We start from the raw sequence: 22,237 nt of genomic DNA, 5'->3' as shown, positions 1-22,237 counted from the left end.
TGGCAGTTTATCGTTTAGTTATACTAGCATCAGCATTCATAATGGTACTTGCTACAACCGCATTTGCAGCAATAAGTGCTTTGTTGTCTGTTTCAGAAATTTTAAAAGCACCTGTTTGAAGCCATCCTTTGGCTTTTTCTAGATTTCTATCAAATTTTTTAAATTCTTCTTTCTGTAAATTAGCCAATAAGTCTAATTCTTCAATAGTAATTTTACGCCCTGTTAGTTTCTTAAAAGTATTAGATATTCCTACTTTTAAATCTTCCGCCTCTGTAATTTGTTTTCCTAAAACTCTAGAAGCTTCAATATATGTGGGATCGTTTAAAATAACCAAAGCTTGAAGCGGTGTATTTGTTTTTTGCCTGCGTGTTGAGCACAAATCTCTTGTAGGTGCATCAAAAATTGATATTGTTGGGTTTGGAACTGTACGTTTCCATATGGTGTACATACTTCTGCGGTATAAACCCTCTTCCCCATCTTGCACATAAGTATCTCCATTAACCTTCCATAAGCCCGCTGGCTGATATGGCCTTACACTTTCACCTCCAATTGTAGTATTTAACAACCCAGATGCGTACAAGGCATTATCTCTTAACATTTCTCCAGACAATCGTGTCGAAGGACCTCGCGCCAACCATTTATTCTCTCCATCTAGAGCTAAAAGCTCTTCACTAATAACAGAGCTTTGTTGATAAGTGCTAGACATCATTATGGTTTTATGCAAAGCTTTAACATCCCAACCAGATTCTACAAATTGAATTGCTAACCAATCTAACAATGCTGGATGGCTAGGCAACTCGCCTTGATTACCAAAATCTTCAGATGTTTTTACAAGTCCTCTGCCAAAAATATTTTGCCAATATCTGTTTACCGTTACTCTTGCTGTTAACGGGTTATCTTTATGGGTAATCCATTTAGCAAGCCCCAATCTATTCTTCGGCATATCTTCCGTCATTGGAAAAATATCTTCTGGTGCATTTGGAAAAACACTATCTGTAGGAGAATCGTAATTTCCTCTATCGAGAATATAAGCTTGCCTATTATGCTTACTTTCTTTCATCACCATAATTTGCTTTATGGGATCTATACTATCCGCTAAAACTAATCTGTTATTTTCTAATTTTTTAAGAGCCGTTTTATAAGCTTCTGAATTGGTAGCTAAATAATATTTTTCTAATTTTTCTTTTTCCGTTTCATCTAAATCGGAAAATTGCTTCTTCTTAATTTTATCTAAACCATCAGGATTTGCTATTTGCAACACTTCAATTTCAGTTAGTTCTTTATTGAAAACCATTAAATCATCAACAGTGGCATCTTTAATACCTTTACCTCTCCAAACAGCTCCTATTCTCAACCCAGGCTCTAGACGCGGACTACTTTTACCATATAATCTTAAACCATGAAAAACAATATCTTTATATAGGTTATCAAAATGTGTTTTAGTTTGTATTTTTTCGCCTTCCATATATATGGATACACCATTTGCTTTACTAGACCCATCATAAGTCATGGTTAGTTGTACCCATTTTTCTTTTGGAACATCAATTAAACTCTCTACCACAATAGCATTATCAGGATATACATGCGCTAATAAAGCTTCTATTTTATTATCTTTTATTTTTAAATGATAGCCTCTAAAACTATGTAACTCCGGACTATTCATTTTATGAAAAATAACACCCGTTTCTAAATCTTTCGGAATAAAAACTTGTATACCAATACTAAAAGGTTGACTTCTTTGGAAAATACCAATGTTATCTAAATCTAACCAAGTATCTCCATTCATAAAAAGGCCTTTTCCATGAGCACCTTCTTTAAGAATCACTTTTTCATTATCAACAAATTGTTGACGCATTCTTATTTTATTTTTCCCATTACCTCCGGCTAAATTAATTAGCTTTTCATTCTCAAAATTGAAGGCTGCAACCAATCCATCTGGTTTGGCTTGTGAATGCAACTTTTTGAATTGATTACTAGCAATCCATTTATCTGCCTTAAGCTTTTCGTTATTTGTTGTTGCTTTTACCTTTTCTTCAGAATCGCTTACCAACGTTTCTAAATACGCCAAGACTTCTTCTTGTTCCTTAGTGGGAAGCATCATGGCGGGAACTGGTGTTGCTAAATCCCACGGAATTAATCCAGTCTCATCTACATTATTAAAAAAACTGTACATTTCGTAATAGTTTTTCTGGGAAATCGGGTCGTATTTATGGTCATGGCATTTTGCACATGCATACGATAAGCCTAATAAACCTTGACTTACTGTTGCGGTTCTATCGGCTACATATTCCGACCTAAACTCTTCATCAATAATACCACCTTCTAAATTTTGAGGATGTAACCTATTAAAGGTAGTTGCCAATTTTTGCTCTCGGGTAGCATTTTCGAACATATCTCCTGCTAGCTGCCAAGTTACAAACTCATTATAAGGCATGTTTTTATTAAAGGCTTCAATAACCCAATCTCTCCAAGGCGACGTATCGCGATATCTATCATTACTATAGCCATGCGTATCGGCATAACGAGAAAGATCCATCCAATCCAAAGTCATGTGCTCTCCATAATGAGGAGATGCTAAAAGACGGTCTACTTGTTTTTCAAAAGCATTTGGCGACGTATCTTTAACAAAGGCATCTAATTCTGCTAAAGTTGGAGGTAAACCTGTTAAATCAAACGAAGCACGACGTAATAAAATTTCTTTATCAGCTTTTTCAGATGGTGATAAATTCAAATTCTCCAATTGCTTAACAATAAAATTATCTATGGTGTTTGAGATAAAACTAGTTTGCTTTACCTGTGGAATTTCAGGTTTTTCTGGTTTTAAAAATGCCCAATGATCTTTATATTCAGCACCATCTTCAATCCATTTAATAAGGATGGCTTTTTCATAATTTGTTAAGGTAAGATGAGATCCTGGCTCTGGCATAATTAAATCTGGATCCTCTGTAATAATACGCTGAAAAAATTCACTTTTTTCTAAGTTTCCCGGTTTAATAGCAACTTTACCTGGTGATTCTGGTAAATCGGCATAAGCAACTTCTGCAGTATGTAATTGTAATCCGCCTTTAATATTTCCTGCATCTGGTCCATGGCATAAATAACATTTATCCGACAAAATTGGTTTTACATGTTGATTAAAATCTATATTTTTAGGCAGCTCTTTATAAGCTACATAAACAGCTTCTGGCAAATCGGGTCCACCACATGAAAACACAAACAACACCCCTAGAATTAGGGTGTAAAAACTCATACCTCTGAACATAAAATTATAGTTAGTTGATTTCTCAAAGATATATTTTTAGACAGCCATAAAACTGCATAAATCAGCCTTAAAAATACACATTTCCGTTATGTCGAGTTTTTATCAAGTGTAAAACCTTGTTCCCACTTGCTGTTTTATCAATGAATTGACGTAATTTTGATAAAGTGTGGTTTGTTAAAAAATCCGTAATTAAATTGATACTAAATGTTAGAAATTTTACAATCGTTAAGATTAACACTGCTTAATACGGGTTACGCCAAACTAAATGCTTTATGGGATTTTGATAATGTAATAAGTCCGTTTACTAGAATGTATTATATCACAAAAGGCGCTGCAAAAGTTTATCACAACAATCAAGTTTTCGACTTAAAACCAAATCACATATATATCGTACCAAGCTACACCTATGCTCGATATACCTGTGACGACTACCACGAACAATACTATATTAGTTTTTTAGAAGATATTAACAACGGACTATCTATTTATAGTATCAAAGATTTTGTGTATGAAATTGAAGCAGATCAACATTGCTTATATTATTTTGAAAGACTATTAGAGTTAAATAAAAACAGAAAAATAAAAAACAGCAATCCTAAAACTTACGATAACCGCCCTACCCTGCAAGACTTTATCAAGCAAAATAATACTTTAAACACCAAAGAACTGCTGGAAACCCAAGGTATATTAACCACATTATTATCAAAATTTATAACAAACCACAAACTAAATAAAGGGCTTGGTTCGCCAAATAAAGCCATACATAATATACAAAACTATATTAACGAAAATCTACATGCTCCCATAACTATAGACGAGCTGGCCAATAAATGCCATTATAGCAACGATTACTTTTCTAAACTTTTCTACAAAACACATGGTATTCGGCCAAATAAATACATACAGATAAAAAGAATAGAGCGTGCTCAATTATTACTATTAACAACCTCTAGCTCCCTTAAAGAAATTGCTCAAAAAGTAGGTTTTGAAAATTTAGCATACTTTTCTAGAACATTTAAAAAACACACAAAAAAAACACCTGCAGCTTTTAGAAAAGAACAAGTCACGATATAAACTATACTATTTTATTCTATTAATCAAATGTGCTATAAAACAACCCATTTATTGCGCATCAATCTATTTAACAACTATACTTTTAACACATGAAAAATTTTAAGACTAGCTTAGTATTTGTGTTATTAGGTTTACTCCTGTTTAGTTGTAAAAAAGCAACAACCAAAACCTCAAAACCTGTAAGTTTTTCTGTTTTAAAAACAACAGAAAAAATAATTATTGATGGCAAAATGAATGAAGCCATTTGGAAAAAAAGCGCTATTTGTAGCCTACCAAATTTCTATAATTACAAAAAAGCAAGTGAGACACAAAAAACGGCGTTTAGAATGCTTTGGGATGATAAAAATTTGTACCTGTTTTTTCAATGTGAAGACCAATACATAAATGCTAAAGAGACAAAAAGAGATGGCCTTCCGTTTCTCGATGATTGCGTTGAGTTCTTCTTGATTCCTGCTCCCGAGCCTTTAAACATGCATTTTTGCTTTGAAGTAAATGCTAATAAAGCGATAAATGATATTGTGTTTCTGAATAATATTTATAACGGTAAGGATACTGCCATAAAATCATTCAATCCAGAAATAGAGATTGAAGTTGATATTAACGGAACGGTTAATAATAATTCGGATATCGATAAAGGATGGTCTATGGAGTTTTCAATTCCATTAAAAAGCTTTAACAGAATGAATGAATTTCATCCGATTGCCGAAGGAACAAATTGGTCCTATTTAGTTGTTCGTCAAGACCGAAACAAACTCGACACCGAAGATAGAACGACCTCAACTAATTTTAAAATTGAAAATTTCGCAGAAAAGGATGTCCATCAACCAACTATGTTTGGTTTGTTAGAATTCAAATAAAAATCACTAAATCCAAATAAAACTAAACAATGAATACAAAAAATTTAAAAAGCATTTTATATTTAATAATAAGTATAGCTGTATTTAATTGCAAGCCAGCCAACACTAAAATTAGCACCGTGAGCGATACCAATTTTAATTTAAATTGGAAGTTTAAACTAGCTAATGACAGTCTTTCTCAGGTTAGCAATATAGAATTTGATGATAAAAATTGGAGAACCTTAAATTTACCTCACGATTGGGCTGTAGAAAGCGAATTCGATTCTATACTAACTTACGATGCTAAAGCAACCGGATATTTAGCAAGTAAAGGTTATGGATATTACAGAAAAACTTTTGATAAAGCTTTTAATGAAAACGAAGTAACCTATGTACTTTTCGATGGTGTTTACAATAATTCGGAAGTTTGGATTAACGGAAAAAAACTAGGCTTTCATCCTTATGGATATTCTCCCTTTTATTTTAATTTAAGTTCGTATTTAAATAAAAACGGCAAAGACAACGTGCTAACGGTAAAAATCGATCACACAAGATATGCCGATAGTCGCTGGTACACAGGCGCAGGTATCTATAGAAATGTACAACTTATTACCGCTAATAAAATACATGTTCCGGTTTGGGGCACCTTTATTACAACTCCAGAAGTATCAACTGAAAAAGCAATAGCGCAAATTATAATTTCAGTAAAAAACGACTTTACTTCTGAAGAAAGCATCGTAGTAAAAACTAGTATTATTGATCAAAACAATACAGAAGTAGCCTCTACAACAAGTAATTTAAGCCTTAAAGGAAACAGCTTAAAAGAAGTGACCCAAAGTATTGAAATAACCAATCCTGATTTATGGGATATCGAAACTCCAAACCTTTACAAAGCCATTACTACTATTGTAAAAGAAGATCAAAATATTAATACTTACGAAACCGACTTCGGTATTAGAACTATAAAATTCGACACAAATAAAGGCTTCTTTTTAAATGGAAAGAACATGAAAATTAAAGGTGTTTGCTTACACCATGATGCTGGTCTAGTTGGTACAGCCGTTCCAAAAGGTGTTTGGAAACGTAGACTACAAATTTTAAAAGACGGTGGATGCAATGCTATTAGAATTTCTCACAATCCAGCATCAACAGAATTTTTAGAACTTTGTGATGAAATGGGCTTTTTAGTTCAAGATGAATTTTTTGATGAATGGGATAATCCTAAAGACAAACGTTTTAACCAAAACGAATCGAAAAGTACCGATTATATTACACGTGGTTACGGCGAGCATTTTCAAGAATGGGCTCATAAAGATTTAGAGGCTGTTATGTTAAGTCACAGAAATCATCCTTCTATTTTTCAATGGAGTATTGGTAACGAAATAGAATGGACTTACCCAAGAAACGCCGCTGCAACAGGATTTTTCAATAACATGAACTGGAATGGAAATTATTTTTGGGATGAATCGCCTTATTCTGTAGAAGAGATTAAGCACCAATTAGAAACCTTACCGAGAGGAAAATATGATATTGGAGAAACAGCTCAAAAACTATCTAAATGGACCAAAGCACTAGACACAACTCGCCCCGTAACAGCCAACTGTATTTTACCCTCTGCCAGCCATTTATCTGGTTATGCCGATGCTTTAGATGTTATTGGCTATAGCTACAGACGTGTTTTATACGATTATGGTCATAAAAACTACCCAGACAAACCCATCATGGGAACCGAAAATTTAGCGCAATACCACGAGTGGAAAGCTATTATGGAACGCCCTCATATCTCCGGTACGTTTTTATGGACGGGTATTGATTATATGGGAGAGATTAGAGATCCATGGCCTGTACGTGTGCAACCGTCTGGAATATTAAATACTGCTGGTTTTAAAAAAGGGTCTTATCATATGATGAAAACACTATGGAATAATGAACCACATATTCATATAGCAACACAAAACATTGAAAAATCTTTAAACAAAATAGACGCTAATGGAAATATTGTAGCCAAAAACCCTGAAAAATGGAAACATGCTTTATGGGAATGGCAAGATGTAAATGAACATTGGAACTATAAAACTGACGACATGATTTCCGTAGAAATCTATTCGAACTGTGATGAAATAGAATTGTTTTTAAATGAAAAATCTCTAGGCAAAAAGAAATTATCAGATTTTGAAGACCATATTTATAAATGGGGCGTTCGTTTTACCGATGGTAACTTGGTTGCAAAAGGCCTTAAAGATGGAAAAGAAATAACTTCGGAAATAATTACGGCTAGAAAAGCAACTCAAATACATTTAGCTTCAGAAGAAAAATCGATAGATGCTAACAACTATGATGTGTCTCACATTATTGTACAATTAACTGATGATAACGGAAACCCAACTAAAACGGACAACCGCAAAATTACTTATGAAATAAAAGGCAATGCAAAATTATTAGGCGTAGATAATGGTTGGAAAAAAAGTGTTGAAAAATTTCAAACTAATGTGAATACTACACACAATGGCAAAACTCTATTAATAATACAAGCAATGGATAAAGCTGGAGAAGTTGAAGTTTTCGCACATTCTGAAGGCCTACCATCAAGCTCAATTAAAATAGTAGTAAATTAAATATTCTTATTCTTGAATTTGTGGAACTATAAAAACATGATTGACCTAATCTATCGCTAATATTAGTGCGTTATTGGACAAAATTGTGATTATACATTGAACTAAAAAATCGTCTGAAATTAATTAGACGATTTTTTTTTGCATTGAATATTAACTAAAACAAAACTAACCAAAATTCTTATATGTTCTTGCTTATTTCGGCTACTTAAAAATATTAAGTGTTACTGCATTTCTAATATTAATTTTATTGTTTTTATTTTTTAACTTTTAAACATTAAGGAAAATATTTTAGATTAACAGATGTGTATGGACTTGTTAACTTATAACAAAATTTATGTCATCAAAAGAAATTTTATAAAAAAACAAGTTTAGCTTCTGCTACTTTGAATACTATACCTTGATTTGGTTTTCATATGATGAAAACTCAAAAAAATAAAGATTTTATCACTTTAAATCAGTTAAAAACTTAATCTAAGTAAGCCCCTAATACTAGAGATAAAGAAGTAAAAAACTTATAGAAGATACATACTTGAGGTACTAAAGTTAAAAAAAGAAGATTTTGAAATCTATCAAACTTTAGAGAACTTCCAAAAACAGCATTGTATTCTAATTAATTTCTACAACCAACCAAAATTAGTAGAACAAATTTCACACAAAAAAACCGCTTTAAAAGCGGTTTTCAAATAAAGTAAAGTAAAGTAATTTTATTTAACAAATTTTAATACTCCATCTTTAGTAGATAATATATACAAACCTGAATTTAGAGTTTCAACACCAATTCTATTTGAGATTTCCCCTTTTAAAACAGATTGACCTGTTAAATTATAGATTGTAAATTCCCCAGAAATTTTATCGTTTACAATAAGTGCATCGCTATTTGAACTATAAAAAGTTGTTTCTAATTTAGCTTTACTAAAATCTTTTGTAGATAAAGTTCCAGAAGAATCTAATACTTCAATTGCTACAAATGTAGATTGTAAATTTGCTGCCCCATAACCCCATTGAAACCTAGTATCATATCCAGAACCTGGATTTGCAGCATCTCTACTCGCTGATGTCGGTAATGCAGCATCTTCTGGCATATTTAAATCTACAGAATAGCTTCCAGTAAAACCATTAGCTATAACATAATCTTTAAAAGCAGGTAGAGGCACAGTCAAATCTGTATTCGCAACAGCTGGATCTTTTACTTCTGGGGCTGTAATAGGCCTTATTCTAACAGCAGTATATTGCATTGTGTTCAAATCAGCCTCATCAGCAAAAGTGTAATCAAATGTAAGTGTATAAGTATTGACACCTCCTCCCCCATTTGCGCTTGTTTTAACTTGGGCTGGTAATACTACATTTGTAAATTGTGCAAAGCCATAAATTGTTGACAAACATGCTAATAATAATAAAGTAATTTTTTTCATAATATATGGTTTTAAAAAAATTTATAATTAAGTACAATTAACCAAAACATGCATAAATGAAGGATAATAAAATATATTATTCTCTATCACATATGTTTTTTTAGAGAAAAATCGAGCACTTACTTTTCTAAGCGTTTACATTCAAGTCATCATGTATTTATTCGAGAACCTTTTCAATATTATCAACCAAAAAGTGAAGCTACTTGGTATCCAGATAATAATCTATATGGTCTAAAGGTTTTGATAACTATGAAGTGCTGTTTGAAGATCCATGGCCTGTACGTGTGCAACCGTCTGGAATATTAAATACTGCTGGTTCGAAAAAAGGGTCTTATCATATGATGAAAACACTATGGAATAATGAACCACATATTCATATAGCGACACAAAACATTGAAAAATCTTTAAACAAAATAGACGCTAATGGAAATATTGTAGCCAAAAAACCTGAAAAATGGAAACATGCTTTATGGGAATGGCAAGATGTAAATGAACATTGGAACTATAAAACTGACGACATGATTTCCGTAGAGATCTATTCAAACTGTGATGAAATAGAATTTTTTTTAAATGAAAAATCTCTAGGTAAAAAGAAATTATCAGATTTTGAAGACCATATTTATAAATGAGGCGTTCCTTTTACCGATGGTAACTTGGTTGCAAAAGGCCTTAAAGATGGAAAAGAAATAACTTCGGAAATAATTACGGCTAGAAAAGCAACTCAAACTACATTTAGCTTCAGAAGAAAAATCGATAGACGCTAACAACTATGATGTGTCTCACATTATAAGTATAAATTAAGTTTGTAGTTACTACAATTGTAATCACTAATTCATAAAAAAGGCGAAAATCAAATTGATTTTCGCCTTTTTTTTATAAACAAATAAGTCCTTAATTCTTAACTATTCGTTTTGTAACACTACCCGCATCTGTATTTAACTTCATAAAGTAAACACCATTTACCAAATTTGTTAAATCTGCAGAAGAATTCACCAAAGAACCAGCAACATTATAAATTTCTACACTGTTAATAGTAACACCCGGACTAACAATATTAACTTCACCTCTAGTTGGATTAGGGTATACTGCAAGCTCATTTATTGCATTAATTTTTGAAGCACTTAAAGTAACGGCATTGTTTTGCTGAATATCATCAATGTAAAATACGTCCCCATCATAGGTACCAGTAGCATTAATTTTAAAATCTAATCTAGATAAATACCCTGGTTCTGCACCTGCAGTGGTAGCACCATCCGATTCTAAAACAGCCTCAGAAAAGTTAAATTCGACTTCATACCATGTATTCAAAGTTAAACCTGAAAAAGAAACAGTATTCGTCACATATCTAACCCCACCAAACCAAGGCTCTAATTGAATATCTACACTAGTTTCATTAGCTGATAAAAACTTGAATTTATACCAAGTTCCATTTGTAGCATCATAAGTTCCACCAGGATTACTAATAGCTAACCATCTCCAACTAGGAGCAGTATCAGTTAAATTAATTTCAAATGCTGTTGCACTTGAGTTAATACCAGTAGTTACAGGGTTAGTTGCATTCATAGCTGTGGCTTGTGCAGCAGCACCTCCTCTAATGATTGGTGTAAGTGTTCCTGCTTCAAAGTCCATTGAGTACTGTCCGTAAACTAAGCCACCCATTGTTAAACAAGCAGTTAAAAGTAAATTTTTAATCATAATAAAATTGTTTAAGTTAATATATTCCCGAAAATCATGATTTAGAACAGGTTCGAATGGTACAAATGTTTTTTAAAACATAACGAATGTTTATTTATATCGTGTTAAAGGCTAGACTGATAAGCTCATAATAAAGCAAAAAAAAATCGCCTGAAATAAACCAGACGATTTTTGCAATAAAAGGAAATTAACTATAACTAAACTCATTTATATTAACAACAGGGACTATAAACCTATCATTTCTAAATTTTACTATGTATTATTCATTTTCTAACTTCCAGGTTCGTACCCAGTCGTATTTAGTGGTTAAATCATCAAAAGATCCCGTTCCAAAAATAGTATTTGCATCTATTGGATTCCAATCATAAGTTTCAATAGCCATTGTAATATGGCCTTCTAAATCAAAATCTGCTGGAGGGTTGGTAATTGAGTGGCTTAACTTCCCATCTAAATAAAACAAGATCTCTGTTGGAGATTTCCACCAACAACCGTACACAAAATATCTCGAGTTATTTTTTTCTGATAAAACCGTTTTTGCAGGACTCTGCTTAGAACCCGTTACTTCGGTATCACATTCTCTTTCATGCCTCCATGTATTAGAAGCATATATTTGATCAAAATTATCTGCCCAAGCTGCTGTGTTTGTTAATCGGCCTACACATTCTTGTATATCTAATTCTAATTTTCTAACCGGACCAGTATTGCAGTTTTGTTTAAAAGCAATCCAAAAGGTCGAAGACATAATGGTTTTATTTGCTTGCATTCTACACTCGTAGTAATACCCCGGTTTTGCTGTAATTTTAGATCGTACAATTGCTCCTCCATGCGTCCAATCTATACCATTAACACGTTTTGGAGCATCAAATTTTTCAACAGTAATATTTAAATTACCATTAGCTACTGTTACGTTATCTGCTTCAAATAATGCAGGTGGTCTTCCTATCCAACTAAATCCATCTGATGAAGGATATCTATGCCATTTAGTGTCATCAAAGGTATTACCTTCAAATTCATCCGACATAGTATCAACTTTAACCCATTTTTTACCTACCGGAGCTTCTGCTCCTTCTTTAACAGCATATGGTTTATCATTAGAAGGCTCCAAAACAATAACATCAAAACTACATGTAGCCGTGTTTCCTGCTTTATCTTCTACAATAAAGGTATTTGTTGTAGTTCCTATTGGAAATAATGATTCAGAGGCCAAACCTGATGTTTGAGTTGTTACAGCTCCTGGCAAATCATCTGTTCCAATAGGTGTTGAATATGCTACCGAAGCCCCATTTTTTCCTGCATCAATAAATACAGTGATAGATTCCGTACAGGTTATTGTTGGATGTATTATATCCGGCTGCTGCTCTTCTTCTTTTTCATCTTCACCACTGCTACTACAAGCAATAATTAATAGCAACAACATAGTAAAAAAACCTTTTTCTTTAATTGTATTTAGCATCATTTATTTTTATACAAACCTAGCATACATCTTAACTAGACTGTTTTTCATATGTATAATAAACTACCACAAATGATTTTATTGAAACAAAATGTATAAAGCTAAAAACAGAAGATATATTTAATAAAGCCACTACTCATTTTCTAATTTCCAAGTTCGAACCCAATCAATTCTCATAGTGTTTATAGCATCGTTTGTTAAATCCACTTTAGGAGGAAGACCTCCCAACCATGTTGCTTCATTGGTCCATAAATCGAAAATTATTTGTAAATCTCTCGTAAACTCTCTGCCTGTATATGTTGTACCAGATCTATCTTCTCCAACCACCACATTACCAGCTGGCTCTCCATTTAAGTAAAACTGAATATGTGTAGAATCTTTCCACCACACACCAAACGTATGGTAATCTTCATTCCATTTTACATTTTTAAGCGGGTTGGTATCCGATAAGCCAGAACGATTGAAATTATCTTTATTTCTAATAGTTACTGGTGATTTATTAGAATCTGCATGGAAATATTGTGAGTTCATTTGGTTGGGATAATCTGTGGCTTCAGAACAACTACCACATGATGGTTTAGAATTATTTTCGATGATATCAATTTCATCTCTGTTGTTTATATCACCATTATTTAACCAATATGTATTATAAGCCGAAATATGAGCTGCTTTAATTCTGGCCTCTGTGTACATTGGATAACTTGTTTCTGCTTTAGAATGAATTCTAGCTGTTTGAAACCATCGTTCTTCAGGATTAGTCTCATTTAACGTGGCTTTTATCCATAAATTACCATCTGTTACTCCTGAGTTGCTCGATGCCGAGGTCATAAAAACAGGAACGCCGTAATGCCAAGTTGATTTGAACCATTTATTGCTATCCCAACTTTCAAATTCATCGGACATACTCTCTAATTTCACCCATTTTTTTCCATCGGGCGTTGTGTTTTCTATAGATGTAAACGATGGTTGCGTTGGATCTATATTATTAAAATCTTCTATAGCAGGACCATCATCAACAGGCGTTATACTAATAGCTACGGTAGCAGTATCTTTATCTCCGTCTTTATCCGTTAGCGTGTATGTAAAGCTATCTTCACCGTTATAGTCTATATTTGGTACATATTGAAAAACACCATCACTAACTTCTGTAACAACACCGTTAGTTGCATTTGACAGTAAACTATAATTATCACTATCACCTCCATCTTGGCCAATACTATCGTTAGACGAAGCATTGACTTGGTTTGCAATTCCTGCTTCACTGTTCTCAAGAATTGTTAAAGTATCGTCGTTGGCTGTTGGTTTATAATCTGTTTCTACATCATTTGTGTTATTGTCAGTACTTCCGCTACAACTTCCAACACATAATGCTAAGCAAAACACTAGTATTGCACCCGTATTAGTATGTATAAAATTTCTCTTTAATTTCATTTCTTTTTAATTAATAAATTAAGTTCTAAAAACTATAAAATGTTTGTGTTTTTTTGATAAGCTTAAAAAAAATCAGCAAGTATAAAGAGGCTGTGCAATACATTGCACAACCTCCTTATCATTACTAAACTAAACTATTTTTTTTAAGGTCTACTTGTTAGTTTATATAGTGATAAATCATCCATATAAAACTTAACCGCTTCAGAATTAATATTCTCTCCTCTTATCATAAAACTCTCGTTTCCACTAGATGAAAAAGAAACCGTTACGGAGGTATAAAACCACTCACCTATTGGGGTTGTAGCATTAAAATTAGGATTATCTGAGACACTCCAATCTGTAGAAGGTCTCCAATACATTCTAATATTTGATGCCACCGGCGCCCCTACATCTAGAACATAGATCCATGCTCCCATTTCATATTTAAATCCTTTTTCCGTTGGGAAGGTTACGTTGTTACCATCCGCATCTGTATTTCCGATAATCATTCCTCCATTAGGCTCAAACTCTAAGTACATACTTTTTGATCCAGAATGTGCTTGGTCAAAAGAAAAACTCATTTTATACCCATCCCATGGTGCTCCCCACCAAAGGTATGGCCAGTTACTAACATCTGAAGTTTCGAATGAATTATCAACGTTTGAATTTGGATCGTCAAAAAGGTTAACCTTAATAAAATCTGTTAAAATTTGATCTGTAAATGCATCCGATGCCACTGCATCAAGTGTTCCCAGACTTCCTGGAATATAAGATACTTTAACTATATCATCATTATACATAATTTCATTATCCAACTCTACAACTAAAATATTTCCTTCTTCAGAGTCAACAAGTACACTTTTTATAATTGGTGTAATTACTGCACCACCTGCTGTTTCAATTGTTACAGAAAAATCATTTTTATTAACAGTAGCTGGATCCATTTCTCTACTAAACTCTAACCCAATTTTGGTTTGAGATTCTTTTTCAAAAACTCTATCTAGAGTTACAGGGTCAGTAGAAGGTATAACTTTTATGAACTTTTTTAAATTTATAGTATCTGATCCTCCTGGTCTATTTCTTGATGCAATAAATTGCAAATCCCAAGAACCCAATTTACTATATCTTATATCTACTTCTGGGGAAGCATTCAATACTTGTGTTGGTTTAGCTCCTGGTAAATTCCAAACAAAATTAACAGGCGCTCCTTCAACGGTGTAAGACAATCTCACATATTTACTCGCTGTAATTTCGTTTTCCGCATTATCTGATAAATTTAATTCTGCGCCAGTAGAACCATCATCGTTTATATAATGTGCTTTAACAAATGCTTGTACTGGACCAAGAACCGTTACTACAATTGTAGTATCTAACTCTTTACCAACATCAGGCATGGTGCTATCTTCATTTGGATACACATTGCCTTTAAACACCTGACTTAAGGTGACATTATGAGTACCAGGTTCATAGAAAATTCCTTTAACAACATCTTTGGAAGAGGTGTTTATATCCGTACCAGATATACTTGAAACGTTTTCAGGAAAGGTCCATATTCTAGATTCTACACCGCGTGAAATATCACCAAAATCAATATGTCCTCCAATATTAATGGTATTATCAAAATCCATCTCTGAGGTTACAATAGCTCTATGGCTTGGCTCGACTAAATTAACCGATTCATCTTCGGAACAAGCCACCATAAAAAGTGCCATGAAGAGAATAAGTTTAAAAATTCCTATATTTTTCATAATTCGTTTTTTAATTAAATAAATTATCATTCGTTTGCACTTCTTGATTTGGTATTGGGAAATAGTTGTGTTGCGTCGTGTTGTAATTAGCAGCACATTTTACAAAATCTGGTCTAATTCTTTCATTTATATTTAAAGGAGGAACACCACCCGTACCTACATTTAGTATCGTGTTTTTATTCTCTTCTCGCCATACTTCATCAGCTCTAAGTTCATCAAATACTTCTTGAACAATACCCCAACGCACTAAATCTTTCCATCTATGACCTTCAAAACATAACTCCACAACACGTTCTACACGTTGTAAATGTGTTAATACAGTTTGAGCATTTGCTGCTACCATTGGTTGTTCGCCATGAACTTGCTTACTAACATGCAATTGAGGAAACATACCGCCATTATCATCCATATATTGTTGTAGTGTAACAACGCCAGCTCTACTTCTAACCATGTCTATATAATCTATTGCTGTTTCATAATCTGAGTTTGCCATAAGTACGGCTTCTGCATACATTAATAAAACATCTGCATATCTCATATGTCTGAAATTAATGCCTGATCTTGATAGTGCAGGTTCTGCATCTAAATGATACCAATTGGAATGCTTTTTAACGTAAGCGCTTTGTCCGAAACCAAAACCATTGACCTCCGAAGATTCAAAACCATAATACGGGCCTTCCATGTTTTGAACTGCTATTGTGGCATTCATTCTTCTAGATTCAACATTACCATCGTTAATTGGGTTATTAACATCCACCTCATCATTAACCAGCATTTCATGCAAATTATAAGTTGGCAATACCGTGTTAAAAGCACCATAGTTTAACTGCCCCACAGCGGTAGACATGGTTGTTGACTCTGCTCCTGTTTGAGTTGGCGTATCATCTACATTTCCTCCTGGCGCACCAGCTGATAAAACTGAAGAATAATTTACCTCAAAAATAGACTCGTCGTTAAACTCGTTTTCATGCCAGAAATTATCAGTAATATCTGTAGTTAATGAATACACGTCTGAATCAATAATAGTTTTAAATATTGTAGCTGCAGTAGGCCATTCTTTTTTATACAAATACACTTTACCTAACAAGGTAGTTGCTGCTCCCCAAGTAGCACGACCGTTATCATTACCTTCCCAAACTTGCGGTAAATTTGCTTGAGCAAATTCTAAATCTGGAATAATTATGGTATTATTAATCTCTTCAATAGTAGAGAATGGCTTAGCAAGTTCCTCTTTTGTTTGGGCAACTTTATCATGAATTACACCACCTCCATAGGTGTGTGCCAATTGAAAATAAAAGAAGGCTCTTAAAAACCGTGCTTGTGCTTCTATTTGAACTTTAGAATCGCCTGTAAAAACGCTATCATCTGTTTCTTGAATATACTGAATAACCTGATTGGCTCTAAAAATACCAACATATAATTCATTCCATTTATCTGTAACATGATAAATACCTGAATTAAAAGTTAAGTTTCTAAATGCTTGTGGTCTATACCAAGATTCTGTTCCTGCTATATCTCCCAATACAAATTCATATTGTAGATTACCGCCACTAATACTTTGAAACTGAAGCGCTCCATAAACTGTAGTTAATGCGCTATTGAATTGTCTTTCAGACTCCCAAAAGGTATCTGACGTAATCGCGTTTGGATTAATTTCTTCCAAAAATCTATCTTCATCACAAGCAACGAATGCAAACGACACAAGAAAAATTAATGTAAGAGATATGTTTTTTAATAATTTCATAGTTATTAATTTATATATTTTTTAAAAACTTAATTGAAAACCTAACATGAACTGACGAGTAACCGGGTAGTTACCACGATCTACACCACGTGTAAAAATACCGTCGCCACCTACTTCTGGATCGTAACCACTATAGTTGGTAAATGTAAATGGGTTGGTTGATGTTATATACACTCTTGCTTTTTCAATACCTGTAATTTCAATACCTGGTATCGTGTATCCTAGAGTTAAAGATCTAATTCTTAAATAAGTTCCATCTTCTAAGAAATAATCTGATCCTGCTTTTACATTACTATGAAACCCATTTTGTCTAAATGTAGGTACATCTGCAGTTGGATTTTGTGGAGACCACATATATAATAAATCTCTATGGCGTCCATTTTTATAAGCATAAAGCTTAGCACCATTATAAATTTCAGCACCAGAGGAATAAAAACTTTGAACACTAAAATCAAACCCTTTGTAATCTAAGTTTAACACTAAACCTGCTTCAAAATCAGCTTGTCCAGAACCTGAATATACTCTATCACTATCATCAACCTTACCGTCTTCATTGGCATCTCTGTACATGATATCTCCTAATTGAGGTGTACTTAAACTACTTAAATCTAATTGATTATATTCATCTAACTGTTCTTGTGTTTTGATAACGCCTTCATTCTCAAGAAGAAAAAATGCTCCAGCTTCGTAACCTTTGGCTAGAAATGTGGTATACTCCACATTTTCCCCCATTGATGTTATTGGTCTACCATTAGCATAACCTCTATCGATACCGTTTAAATCGGTGATTTCGTTTATGTTTTTAGTAAACGTACCAGAAACACTATAATTTAAATCACTGCCTATTTTATCTTTGTAAGTAATCGCAATTTCCATCCCTTTATTAACCATGTTACCTGCATTAACCACTTTTACATCGTAAACTCCAGAAGCTCCTGTTTGATAAGTACCCGATGATGCCGTAAGACGTTCTTGAAGTAACATATCTTTTTTATCATTTTGATAAAGATCTGCTGTAAGTGTTAATTTATTTTTAAACATCGCTAAATCTATACCTATGTTTTTAGACACAGTAGTTTCCCACTTTATATTAGGATCTACATAACGTCTTTGTATGGCTCCAAAACTAATTTCTTCATTTGGACCAAAAGGGTAGTTTATTCCAGACTCGATTGTGGGTGAAAATAAATAAGGTGCAATACCTTGGTTTCCTACTTCTGCCCAACTTCCTCTTAGCTTAAAGTTATTTATAGCATCAATATTGAACCAGTTTTCTTCGTGAATATTCCACCCAGCAGAAAAACCAAAGAAATTCCCGTACCTGTTAGCTTCGGAAAATTTAGAAGAACCATCACGTCTATAACTTGCAGATAACAAATATTTTTCGTCGAAGTTATATTGTATTCTAGCTAGTTTACCACTAAGTGTTGTGGTTTCATTATAACTCGTTGGTTTAATACCTTCTGATCCGCTTCCTAATGTTTGTAAATCATTACTAGCATCATCGCTGTAAATAACTCCAACTCCTAAATTTCTTCTTTCAAATCGTTCATAAGAAAGCACACCTAGCAAAGACACGTTATGCTTTCCAAAATTAGTTGAATAATTCACAATATTCTCCATCGACTCTCTTGTAGAAAATATATAATCTTCATTTAACAAAGCGTTTGGTGTAGATGCCGTAGCGCTGTAGTCCCCCGTGCGAGTAAAGGCTAAATACTGTGGTCTAAAAAACTTTCTATAATAGTTAAATTCATTTCGACCAAGATTTACTTTATATTTTAAACCTTTAGCCACTTCGTATTCTAAATTAAGAGCTATGTTATTCGATTTTGTTTCTCTTTCATCGATGTTATCCAATTGTCGAGATAAATAGCTATAAAAAATTTCGTTACCCACATCTAATTCAACACTATTCTCTCCAACGGAAGGAATATCTCCTAATGGTCGCGACCATGGTTGTTGACCAACACCGTACTCGTAAAGAGACCACGGTTCTTGCGTACGATTCTCTACCGTATACCCGACAGTAGCAAAAGCTTTAAATTTCCCTTTTGTAAACTGCCCAGTTAACCTATTTGATATTCTATCAAATCCTGAATTTATTAAAACCCCATCTTGTTTAAAATAGTTTGTCGCAAAATTTAAAGTTAAATTTTCAACTCCTCCAGCAATGTTTAAATTTAAGTTTTGGATAGTGGCATTGTTATTTTGAACATCGCTCACAAAATCCGTATCATAATCTAAAGGATCTGCGTTGAAAAAAAACGTTAAGGGCTCTGTCCCTAACAACTCTGTAGTTACCTCTAAGTTATACAGTTGTTCTACCGTATTCATTAAGGGCGTTCCTGATGTAATATTTTGTACACCAGCATAGGTATTAATGTCAATTTTCATTTTACCCACTTTACCCTTCTTGGTTGTAATCAAAATAACACCATTGGATGCTCTAGTACCGTATACAGAGGCAGCAGCACCATCCTTAAGGATGTCAATATTTTCAATTTGCTCTGGAGCAATGTTTGGGTTTCCTTCATAAGGAATACCATCGACCACATAAAGTGGACCTAATGCGCCTGAGCTAATTGAACCCAATCCTCTAATTTGTACGTTGGCAGATTCTCCTGGCCGTCCACTAGAAGCTTGAATATTAACCCCAGCTACTTTTCCTTGAATAGCAGATCCCAAATCGGAGGTTGCTATACTAACAATGTCCTTAGAACTTACATTAACAACTGCACCTGTAACTTCTTTCTTTTTTTGAGTTCCGTACCCAACAACAACAACCTCATCAAGTTCTGATAAGTTCTCTTCTAAAACAACATCAATTCTTGTTTTGCCATTAATAGCAATGTCTTTTGCTTTAAACCCAATAAAACTAAATTCCAATACCTGCTTGGCACCAGCTTTAATTTCATATAATCCGTCAAAATCTGTAACAGTCCCTTGTGCTGTTCCTTTTACTAAAACATTTACACCAGGTAAAGGTTGTCCGTCGGCGGAAACCATTCCTTTAATGGTTAGGTTTTGGCTGTGCATGAGTCCATAACTCAAAAACAGCATAAACGCTAACCCATATTTCATAATTGTTAGTTTTACACTCATAAGTTTATTTAGTTTATAAAATTGATACCCAAATATTGTAAATTTGATAAAGTGACATAGAAATTTTGACTTGACTTGAACTTTACGTAACAATAATTTAACATTTACCTACTTGACAAAAACTTGACAACCGACTACACAACCCTCCACAATCACCTGTAAAACAATTACATACAACAAAAAAAACTAATTAAACCCCACCCGTATGTTAATTTATAGTCTGCTTATTTAAAGCAATGATATATTTTATTAAAAGAAAGAAACAACCTAAACACCTAAGAATAAGACATTTAAAATAATTGAAAAAAATAACCCTCTCAAAAATGCAAGGGTTTCTATTTAAAGTACTTTTATCCTGTTTAGTTTTCCATTAAGCTTGAAATAAACAAGGTCTTTTTAAGTATAACGTAATATATCATACAGGTTTATAAACCCTAACCCAATCAATGGACAAGGTATTATCTTCTAAACTACTAAGTTCACTATCTGTTGGAGTAATATCTTGATTGGAACGCCAATCTTGATCTTCAACAGTAAAAAGAATATCCATCTCTTTACTTAAACCTGTTCCGTTAGTAAAATCGTTCGGATCAATAATATCCTTACCTGAAACGGTTCTAACCAACTTTCCGTCGATATAATATTTTAAATTCCAAGGATCTATCCAATGTACACCATAGCGATGGTAATCGTTGCGCCATAAAGTTGTTCCGTCTGTAAACCAGCTTCCTGCATCGGTTGGTTGATAATCTTGAAAAGGATTACGAATAAAAACATGATGACTAATATGCATACGTTGGGCATACCAACTTTGATCTTTATCCGCTTTTTCAGAATAACTAGAACCGTAAGCTTCCATAAAGTCTATTTCTTGTGTATCATCTGGACTTAACAACCATGCTCCATTTGCTAAAACGGAATTCATTATTTTTGCTCGCGTTTCTATAAAAACAGGATATTTAATCCTCACTTTAGAACTCACCGCACCAGCACTTACCTTATTAGGACTAAGCCTTGAAGCTATTAACTTCAACTCTCCATCTTCAACATAAGAATGAGCTTTGTCCCAAACTGTTAATCCTGGTCCAGTCCATGCATTATGATACCCGTCTGTCCATTTAGCAAAAAAATCGGTACCCTTATTTTCTGCAGGTGCTACATAATTAAAATCATCAGAAACAGATTGTAACTCCCACATTTTATTTTCTCCCGCATCTGCAGGAACTAGATAAGTATCCCAATCTTTTATAGTACTCGAGTCAACAAAATTAGCTGTTATATTTTTATTTGAATTTACGGATACCGTTAAAGGATTTTCACTACTATTAGCATCACCAGACCAACCTATAAATGTAAAACCACTACTTGGTTGTGCCTCAAGTATTAAATCTGTTCCTTCCTCATATTCACCAGAAGCGGGCGAAATATTACCTGAACCTATTGGAAGTATTGCTGTCGTTACTGTATACTTAATTTTTACTAGTTCAAAATTTGCCGTTATATTTTTGTTTGAATTCATGGTTACATTCAATGGGTTAATAACACCACTGGCACTACCGGACCAACCAGTAAACGCAAAACCACTTTTTGCATTTGCCTGAACTTCTACAACGTCCCCTTCTTCGTAGTTACCTGAAGCAGGTGATATTACACCCGCCAACTCTGGTAAAACAACTGTTTTAAGAGAAAACAAAGTAGGCTTGTCGTCTTTTGAACAAGACGCTATTATTAAGAACATTAATAACAATATTACTTTTTTCATATTTTTTAATATTTATTTAGGGGTTAAAGAATTATTAATCCCGCAAGTTTTCTAAAGAATGAACTCATACTTTATTTTTTTAACTAATTTGATGAGTTGATTATTCAATATAAGTGAATTA

At 33.5% G+C, this 22,237-nt stretch carries 13 protein-coding genes; 4 read left to right on the top strand and 9 right to left on the bottom strand.

Translation table 11 applies throughout. The annotated features are described in order from the left end of the window. Positions 1 to 7: 7 nt before the first annotated feature. Positions 8 to 3,262, bottom strand: coding sequence for a DUF1553 domain-containing protein (locus ACJJV4_RS14150; protein ID WP_405295553.1), 3,255 nt, complete (start codon positions 3,260 to 3,262; stop codon positions 8 to 10). Between the two features lie 204 nt (positions 3,263 to 3,466). Here ACJJV4_RS14150 and ACJJV4_RS14145 point away from each other — a divergent pair, with 204 nt between their 5' ends. From ACJJV4_RS14145 to ACJJV4_RS14135, 3 genes are all read left to right on the top strand, one after another. Continuing rightward, positions 3,467 to 4,336, top strand: coding sequence for a helix-turn-helix domain-containing protein (locus ACJJV4_RS14145; protein ID WP_405295551.1), 870 nt, complete (start codon positions 3,467 to 3,469; stop codon positions 4,334 to 4,336). An 89-nt stretch (positions 4,337 to 4,425) separates the two neighbouring features. Continuing rightward, on the top strand, positions 4,426 to 5,193 hold the full coding sequence (locus ACJJV4_RS14140) for a carbohydrate-binding family 9-like protein (protein ID WP_405295549.1): 768 nt from the start codon (positions 4,426 to 4,428) through the stop codon (positions 5,191 to 5,193). 29 nt (positions 5,194 to 5,222) lie between these two features. Continuing rightward, positions 5,223 to 7,787: a glycoside hydrolase family 2 TIM barrel-domain containing protein gene (locus tag ACJJV4_RS14135; RefSeq protein WP_405295546.1), complete on the top strand. Its 2,565-nt coding sequence runs from the start codon at positions 5,223 to 5,225 to the stop codon at positions 7,785 to 7,787. 704 nt (positions 7,788 to 8,491) lie between these two features. On the opposite strand, the gene ACJJV4_RS14130 is transcribed toward ACJJV4_RS14135, so the two are convergent. Further along, positions 8,492 to 9,199: a T9SS type A sorting domain-containing protein gene (locus tag ACJJV4_RS14130; protein WP_405295544.1), complete on the bottom strand. Its 708-nt coding sequence runs from the start codon at positions 9,197 to 9,199 to the stop codon at positions 8,492 to 8,494. Positions 9,200 to 9,453: 254 nt separating this feature from the next. Between ACJJV4_RS14130 and ACJJV4_RS14125 the strand changes: the two genes are divergently transcribed. After that, entirely contained in the window at positions 9,454 to 9,828 is a 375-nt protein-coding gene (locus ACJJV4_RS14125; RefSeq protein WP_405295542.1) for a DUF4982 domain-containing protein, read from the top strand. A 262-nt stretch (positions 9,829 to 10,090) separates the two neighbouring features. Here ACJJV4_RS14125 and ACJJV4_RS14120 read toward each other — a convergent pair whose 3' ends face one another. The 7 genes from ACJJV4_RS14120 to ACJJV4_RS14090 form a co-directional block, all read right to left on the bottom strand. Next, positions 10,091 to 10,894, bottom strand: coding sequence for a T9SS type A sorting domain-containing protein (locus tag ACJJV4_RS14120; protein WP_405295540.1), 804 nt, complete (start codon positions 10,892 to 10,894; stop codon positions 10,091 to 10,093). A gap of 259 nt (positions 10,895 to 11,153) precedes the next feature. Continuing rightward, positions 11,154 to 12,350, bottom strand: coding sequence for an HYR domain-containing protein (locus ACJJV4_RS14115; RefSeq protein ID WP_405295538.1), 1,197 nt, complete (start codon positions 12,348 to 12,350; stop codon positions 11,154 to 11,156). Positions 12,351 to 12,479: 129 nt separating this feature from the next. Then, complete coding sequence (locus tag ACJJV4_RS14110; protein ID WP_405295536.1) at positions 12,480 to 13,778, bottom strand: Ig-like domain-containing protein; 1,299 nt, start codon at positions 13,776 to 13,778, stop codon at positions 12,480 to 12,482. A gap of 143 nt (positions 13,779 to 13,921) precedes the next feature. Then, positions 13,922 to 15,505: a hypothetical protein gene (locus ACJJV4_RS14105; RefSeq protein WP_405295534.1), complete on the bottom strand. Its 1,584-nt coding sequence runs from the start codon at positions 15,503 to 15,505 to the stop codon at positions 13,922 to 13,924. 10 nt (positions 15,506 to 15,515) lie between these two features. Continuing rightward, complete coding sequence (locus ACJJV4_RS14100; RefSeq protein WP_405295532.1) at positions 15,516 to 17,249, bottom strand: RagB/SusD family nutrient uptake outer membrane protein; 1,734 nt, start codon at positions 17,247 to 17,249, stop codon at positions 15,516 to 15,518. A 21-nt stretch (positions 17,250 to 17,270) separates the two neighbouring features. Then, a complete protein-coding gene (locus ACJJV4_RS14095; protein WP_405295530.1) occupies positions 17,271 to 20,354 on the bottom strand; it encodes a SusC/RagA family TonB-linked outer membrane protein in 3,084 nt (1,027 codons plus the stop codon). 415 nt (positions 20,355 to 20,769) lie between these two features. Then, positions 20,770 to 22,116 (bottom strand): hypothetical protein, encoded by a 1,347-nt coding sequence (locus ACJJV4_RS14090; RefSeq protein WP_405295528.1) that lies wholly within the window; start codon positions 22,114 to 22,116, stop codon positions 20,770 to 20,772. Between the last annotated feature and the right edge of the window lie 121 nt (positions 22,117 to 22,237).

It is taken from the genome of Algibacter sp. Ld11 (genome assembly GCF_045066735.1).
Taxonomy (GTDB): domain Bacteria; phylum Bacteroidota; class Bacteroidia; order Flavobacteriales; family Flavobacteriaceae; genus Algibacter.
The sequence above is the reverse complement of the archived record's forward strand: the minus strand, read 5'-3'. Positions and strand labels throughout refer to the sequence as shown.